This window comes from Cellulophaga sp. (genome assembly GCF_039943695.1).
Classification (GTDB): Bacteria; Bacteroidota; Bacteroidia; order Flavobacteriales; family Flavobacteriaceae; genus Cellulophaga.
This window is the reverse complement of record NZ_JBDVAA010000096.1, coordinates 1-6,541: the sequence shown is the minus strand read 5'-3', so window position 1 is coordinate 6,541 and position 6,541 is coordinate 1. Positions and strand designations below refer to the sequence as shown.

Below are 6,541 nucleotides of genomic sequence, written 5' to 3'. Positions count from 1 at the left end.
CTTTTACCTTTAGGGTTGTTGTTGTTGTTGTTGTTGTTGTTGTTGTTGTTGTTGTTGTTGTTGTTGTTGTTGTTGTTGTTGTTGTTGTTGTTGTTGTTGTTGTTGTTGTTGTTGTTGCGCTTTTTATTGTTATTGTTGCGCCTCTTTTTGTTAGATTTTTTAGGTTTATCAAAACGTGTTAAGCTGTCTTGGCCAACAACATTTTCAAACACCATTGCTTTTTCTTCAATTACATCCTCTACAGCATAATCTTCTAGACTAGTAATTCTCTCTTTTTGTCTGTTTAAGGCAACAAGTTCATTTACTTGGTGCTTGGTAAGCATATGCCAGTTAGCGGGATCATCCTTGTATGAAAACCATAGCATCTCCTTAAAAATATCGGTTTTTTGACAATAAGCAACTCCTTTTTCTGTAAATATTTTTGTGTCTTGACCAGGAAAGTCCTTTAAGGCATCTATGTATACATCTAACTCATAATTTAAACAGCACTTAAGCTTGCCGCATTGTCCAGCAAGTTTTTGTGGGTTTAAAGAAAGCTGTTGGTAACGAGCTGCAGCTGTACTAACAGATCTAAAATCTGTTAACCAAGTAGAGCAACATAATTCCCTGCCACACGAGCCAATACCTCCTAAGCGTTGTGCTTCTTGTCTGTATCCAATTTGACGCATTTCTATACGAATAGAAAATGCTTTTGCCATATCTTTTATCAGCTGTCTAAAATCTACTCTATCTTCTGCGGTGTAGTAAAATGTAGCCTTAGAGCCATCTCCTTGAAACTCTACATCAGAAATTTTCATTTGCAGTTTTAATGCAATTGCAATTTCTCTAGCGCGTTTTTTTATGGCTTCTTCACGATCTCTGCAATTTTGCCATGTATCTACATCTTTCTGGTTTGCTTTTCTGTATAATTTTAAAACATCTTCACTATCTATAGCAACTTTTTTCTTTTTCATTTGAACTCTAACAAGCTCGCCTGTAAGTGTTACCATGCCAACATCATAACCAGATTTGGCCTCGGTTACTACTAAGTCTCCTATTGCAAGAGATAACTTATCTGTATTTTTAAAAAATTCTTTTCTACTGTTTTTAAAGCGTACCTCTACGCAATTAAAAGGCTCTGCGCCGTTTGGCAACGACATATTAGAAAGCCAATCAAAAACCGTTAATTTATTACAGCCATCTGTTCCGCAAGTACCATTGTTCTTACATCCTTTTGGTTGGCCGTCTTTACCAGTTGAACAACTGCTACAACCCATATTATATATATTGATTTGACCAAAAAAACAAAGCTGCTTTTTGTCAAAAAAGGTTCATATTAATTTACTTAACCGTAAAGATACTATTTTTAAGTTGAAAATAATAAGTAGGTACTTTATTGCATAATGTTAATTATGTAAAATTGAAAATTCAGTCTTAAGAATGAGTCTGTTTTAATTAAAATAAGCAGTTAAAATCTCTTGATTTTAACTGCCTTTAAAATGTATTTTTAAGTTTGTAAAAGTCTTACTTTTTGTATTTTAAAACCTCAGACCTTCCTTTTTTAAATATTTTATTGCTAACGGTTTTTCCGCGTCTCAATTCTTTTTGTTCTTCAAAAGGTAATGCGTGTATGTCTTTACATTCTGTAGAGCAACAATTGTTCATCTCTGCAGCACATTTTTTACATTGTATAAATAATAAATGGCAAGCTTCATTGGCGCAATTTACGTGCTCGTCACAAGGTTCCCCGCATTGGTGACAGTTTGCAATTACATCATCAGTAATGCGTTCTCCTCGTCTGTGGTCAAAAACAAAATTTTTGCCAATAAACTTATTTTCTAAGTTTTTATCGTTTACTTGTCTGGTGTATTCTATAATACCACCATCTAGTTGGTATACGTTTTTAAAACCTTTGTGTTTGTAGTATGCACTGGCTTTTTCACAGCGGATGCCCCCTGTGCAATACATTACTAGTTTTTTGTCTTCTTTATGGTCTTTTAAATCGTTTTCTATAATATCTAAAGAATCTCTAAAAGTGTCCACATCTGGTGTAACAGCATTTTTAAAGTGACCAATTTCACTCTCGTAATGGTTGCGCATATCTACCAAAACAGTATTTGGATCTTCAATAAGCTCATTAAATTTTTCAGCATTAACGTGTACTCCTCTGTTTGTAACATCAAAAGAGTCATCATTTAAGCCATCTGCAACAATTTTGTTACGCACTTTTACCTTTAGCTTTAAAAAGGACATGTTGTCTTGTTCAATAGCTATGTTTAATCGTACATTTTCTAAAAAAGTAATGCTATCTAAATGCTCTTTAAAGGCATTAAAATTTTCTGCAGGAACAGATAATTGGGCATTTATACCCTCTGTGGCTACGTAAATACGACCAAGAACATCCATCTGGTCCCAGGTAATAAAAAGGTGATCTCTAAATAAAGAGGTGTTGCCTATGTGCGCATATTTGTAGAAAGAAATGGTTAGGCGTTCCTTACCAGCCTCTTCAATAAGGGCTGCTCTTTCCTTGGCGCTTAATGTATTGTACAGTTGCATGCTATACTAATTTTATTAAGTTAAAGAATAGCGGCAAAGGTAAAAACTATTACACTTTTAGGCAACAAAAAAGGACCTTAACACATAGTTAGGTCCTTTTTAGATGCTTTTTTCTACTTAACCAACAAAGCAGAAAAAATAATTTTGCCTTAGAATAACGGAATCCTAGGGCGCCTTCGTTTTAGGATTGAAGGTGAACACACCTTGTAGATGCGGCTTTGGTAAAAAGGTTGCGTTGGCATTGTATTATGACAAAAGAAGTGGTAATTTAGCGGTACAAACACTATTAGAAATGAGCAACGAAAAAGAAGCAAAATTAAAAGCGTTAAAATTAACTTTAGACAAGCTAGATAAGACTTACGGTAAAGGTGCTGTAATGAAAATGGGTGATAAAGTTGTAGAGGATGTAGCTGTTATCTCTTCCGGATCTTTAGGTTTAGATATTGCCTTAGGTGTAAACGGTTATCCACGTGGTAGAGTGGTAGAAATATACGGTCCAGAATCTTCTGGTAAAACTACATTAACGTTGCACGCTATAGCAGAGACGCAAAAAGCAGGTGGTATTGCAGCATTTATTGATGCAGAGCACGCTTTTGATCGTTTTTATGCAGAAAAATTAGGAGTAGATATAGATAATTTAATTATTTCTCAGCCAGACCATGGTGAGCAGGCTTTAGAAATTGCAGATAATTTAATTAGATCTGGTGCTATTGATATAGTTATTGTGGATTCTGTTGCTGCTTTAACGCCTAAGAGTGAAATTGAAGGTGAAATGGGTGATTCTAAAATGGGATTACACGCAAGACTTATGTCACAAGCATTACGTAAGTTAACTAGTTCTATTAGTAAAACTAATTGTACTGTTATATTTATTAACCAGTTAAGAGAAAAAATTGGAGTTATGTTTGGTAACCCAGAAACTACTACTGGTGGTAATGCATTAAAATTTTACGCTTCTGTACGTTTAGATATTAGAAGGTCTACACAAATTAAAAGTACAGATGGTGATGTTTTAGGTAACAAAACACGTGTTAAGGTTGTAAAAAACAAAGTTGCACCACCATTTAGAACTACTGAGTTTGATATTATGTATGGAGCAGGTATTTCTAAAGTAGGAGAAATTTTAGATTTAGGTGTGCAGTACGAAATAATTAAGAAAAGTGGATCTTGGTTTAGTTATGGCGATACTAAACTTGGTCAAGGTAGGGATGCTGTTAAAAATATATTAGCAGATAACCCAGAATTGCTTGAAGAGTTAGAGGTTAAAATTAAAGATGCTATTAAGGCTCTTGCTGAATAATTTTATACAAAAATTACAATTCCTTTTGCTTTTAGAAGGAAAATTTTACAAAATCCCGATTTTTTCGGGATTTTATTGTTTTTAACGCAACCTTACTGTTTATAAACCATCTAAGGGGTAACTATTAATTTTATTACAGATGAAAAAAAGTTTAAGTATTTTAATGCTTGTGATAGCGAGTTTTTCCTTTACGGCTTGTTCTTTAGATGATGATAATACTAATTTTAAATATGTAAATTTAGAGGTAATAAGTGCAGAGGTTCCTGAAGCTTTTGAGTTTGGAGAAAAGTATACCATTTTTGTTACTTATGCGAGTCCAAATACTTGTACTTATTTTGAGGGTTTTGATATTCATAAACACCAATTAACAGAGCGTGAAGTGTACCCAATTGGCACAGAGTTAACTGGTAGTAATGATTGCCAAGAAAGTACAGAAGAGGTAGAGGTCTCTTTTGATTTTGAAGTAATTTATAAAGAAGATTATTTATTTAAATTCTGGACAGGACAAAACTCAGATGGTGAAGACCAGTACATAGAGATTGCGGTACCAGTAAACGAATAAAATATTTATAACCAACTAGTATATCTTTATTGGACTTAAACGAAACTATACATAATTGTGTAAAGGGTAATAGAGCTGCGCAAGAGCAACTTTATCGCCATTACGCACCTATGCTTTATGGTGTTTGTTTAAAATATTCTAAAAACAAAGTTGAGGCAGAAGATAATTTACACGATAGTTTTATGACCATTTTTGATAAAATTGGTCAGTTTAAATTTAATGGTTCTTTTGACGGTTGGATAAAGCGTATTACTGTAAATACTGTTTTACAGAAGTATAGAAAAGAGAGCTATGTAGCAATTAAACAAGAAGAGGAGATAGAAGAGCCTGTAGAAATAGAGGTGGGCGAAAATTCACCTTCATTGTCTGTTTTACTAGGTTATATACAAGAGTTGCCGTACAAATACAGAACAACATTTAATTTATATGTATTAGACGGCTATACGCACAAGGAAATAGGAGATTTGCTAGGTACAACAGCAGGGACATCTAAGTCTAATTTGGCTAGAGCACGACAAATTTTAAAGGGTAAAATAGAAAAAACAAAATTAAAAATAGTAGTAGCAATAGTGCTGTTTTGTCTTCTGCAATGGTAATTGTATGTAGTTTATATTATATAAAATGAGTAAAGAAAATTTAGACAAGCTTTTTCAAGATAAGTTTAAGGACTTTGGAGATGTGCCAGACGAAAAAGTGTGGCAGAAGCTTAATATGTCTTTAGACCAAAAGAAAAAAGATAGACTTGTAATTCCTATTTGGTGGAAGCTTGGTGGAATAGCTGCTGCTTTAGCGCTATTGTTTTTTGCAATAAAACCTTTTTTTAAGGCTGATGATGCAACACTACCAACTATTACAGATACAGAGCAGGTGTTACCTAAAACTGATGTTGAGGTTGTAAATAAAGATTCTAGAAGAATTGAAGGAGAATACTCTAGCAAAACTAACTCAGATTTAAATATTGAAGAAGAAGTAGTTGTGATTACAAATAATACTAAAAAGAGCCAGGAGACTTTAGCTATTAAAAACACGGCTGTAACTAATAAAAATAAGAAGAGAAATGACCGTTTTAATGCTTTTGGAGCTTCACAGAAGAATGGCAATGATATAAAAAGTGAGGTTAATAGTTCTTCAGATGCTCAAAACGGATATACTAATGGTATTGCAGACGTTTCAATAAAAAATAAAAATGTTGTGAAGCAAGATGCGGAAACTGATCCTTTAGAAGAGGTTAAAACAAAATCTTTATCAACCTTAAAAGAAGGAAAAGAACAACTTTTTGCAAAAAAAACAGAAGAAGCAGTTGCAGGTAGAGATACTATTGGTAAAAAATCTATTTACGATGCTATAAAAGAGAACAAGGAAGAAACTGTTGCGTCTGCCAAAACGGACAAATGGTCTGTAGGAGCTAATGTTGCACCCGTGTATTTTAATTCTTTAAAAGATGGTTCTCCAGTAGATCCTAGTTTTGTATCTAACTCAAAATCTGGTAATGTAAATATGAGTTATGGTGTAACTGTGGCTTATGAGGTAAATAAAAAATTGAGTATCCGCTCTGGTGTGCATAAAGTAGATTATGGTTATAATACCAATAATGTGTTTTTTAAGTCCGCATTTGATCCGGCAAGTAATAGTATGGTTAATACTATAGATTATAATGCAAGTGCAGAGAGTATTGTTATACAAACTAATAGAGATGTACTTTCAGAACCTAGTAATTCTAAGGTAGAAGAGGTTAGTTATGCCGCTAAAAGCACAAGTAGAGAAGGTAAAATGGTACAGCAATTTGGGTATTTAGAAGTTCCTTTAGAGCTTAATTATGCGCTAATAGATGGTAATTTTGGTGTGCATCTAATTGGTGGTGTAAGTTCTTTGTTTTTGGTAGATGATTCTATCTCATTAGAATCGGAAAATTTAGTAACTAAAATAGGAGAGTCTAATAATATAAACAGTCTTAATTTTAGTACCAATATTGGGTTTGGATTAAACTATAAGTTTACGCCTAATGTGCAGCTAAGTGTAGAGCCAATGTTTAAGTATCAGTTAAATACATTTTCTAATACTTCTGGAGATTTTCAGCCTTTTTCTATGGGTGTGTATAGTGGTCTTAGCTTTAAGTTTTAAAAAGATATACCAGTTGGTTTTTT

The 6,541-nt window shown here is 33.4% G+C and carries 6 protein-coding genes; 4 read left to right on the top strand and 2 right to left on the bottom strand.

The features are described 5' to 3' along the window. Together ricT and ABJD66_RS06615 are read right to left on the bottom strand one after the other, a co-directional pair. On the bottom strand, window positions 1-1,256 hold a 1,256-nt coding region (ricT, locus tag ABJD66_RS06620), incomplete at its 3' end, for a regulatory iron-sulfur-containing complex subunit RicT (protein ID WP_348129589.1). A gap of 247 nt (window positions 1,257-1,503) precedes the next feature. Beyond that, window positions 1,504-2,535 (bottom strand): rhodanese-related sulfurtransferase, encoded by a 1,032-nt coding sequence (locus ABJD66_RS06615; protein WP_303539777.1) that lies wholly within the window; start codon window positions 2,533-2,535, stop codon window positions 1,504-1,506. 292 nt (window positions 2,536-2,827) lie between these two features. Here ABJD66_RS06615 and recA point away from each other — a divergent pair, with 292 nt between their 5' ends. The 4 genes from recA to ABJD66_RS06595 all read left to right on the top strand — a co-directional run bounded on the left by recA (window position 2,828) and on the right by ABJD66_RS06595 (window position 6,518). Then, window positions 2,828-3,835 carry a recombinase RecA gene (recA, locus tag ABJD66_RS06610; protein ID WP_100896793.1) on the top strand — a complete coding sequence of 336 codons (1,008 nt, stop codon included), beginning with the start codon at window positions 2,828-2,830 and terminating at the stop codon, window positions 3,833-3,835. A 139-nt stretch (window positions 3,836-3,974) separates the two neighbouring features. Beyond that, window positions 3,975-4,397, top strand: a complete 423-nt coding sequence (locus tag ABJD66_RS06605) for a hypothetical protein (protein WP_348129584.1) — start codon at window positions 3,975-3,977, stop codon at window positions 4,395-4,397. Between the two features lie 29 nt (window positions 4,398-4,426). Then, window positions 4,427-4,993 (top strand): sigma-70 family RNA polymerase sigma factor, encoded by a 567-nt coding sequence (locus ABJD66_RS06600; RefSeq protein WP_303539783.1) that lies wholly within the window; start codon window positions 4,427-4,429, stop codon window positions 4,991-4,993. A gap of 25 nt (window positions 4,994-5,018) precedes the next feature. Next, window positions 5,019-6,518 (top strand): outer membrane beta-barrel protein, encoded by a 1,500-nt coding sequence (locus ABJD66_RS06595; protein ID WP_348129580.1) that lies wholly within the window; start codon window positions 5,019-5,021, stop codon window positions 6,516-6,518. Window positions 6,519-6,541: the final 23 nt, after the last annotated feature.

Coding starts and splice junctions, on each gene's coding strand:
- ABJD66_RS06615 (WP_303539777.1), bottom strand. CDS start 2,535: ATGCAACTGTACAATACATTAAGCGCCAAGGAAAGAGCAGCCCTTATT.
- recA (WP_100896793.1), top strand. CDS start 2,828: ATGAGCAACGAAAAAGAAGCAAAATTAAAAGCGTTAAAATTAACTTTA.
- ABJD66_RS06605 (WP_348129584.1), top strand. CDS start 3,975: ATGAAAAAAAGTTTAAGTATTTTAATGCTTGTGATAGCGAGTTTTTCC.
- ABJD66_RS06595 (WP_348129580.1), top strand. CDS start 5,019: ATGAGTAAAGAAAATTTAGACAAGCTTTTTCAAGATAAGTTTAAGGAC.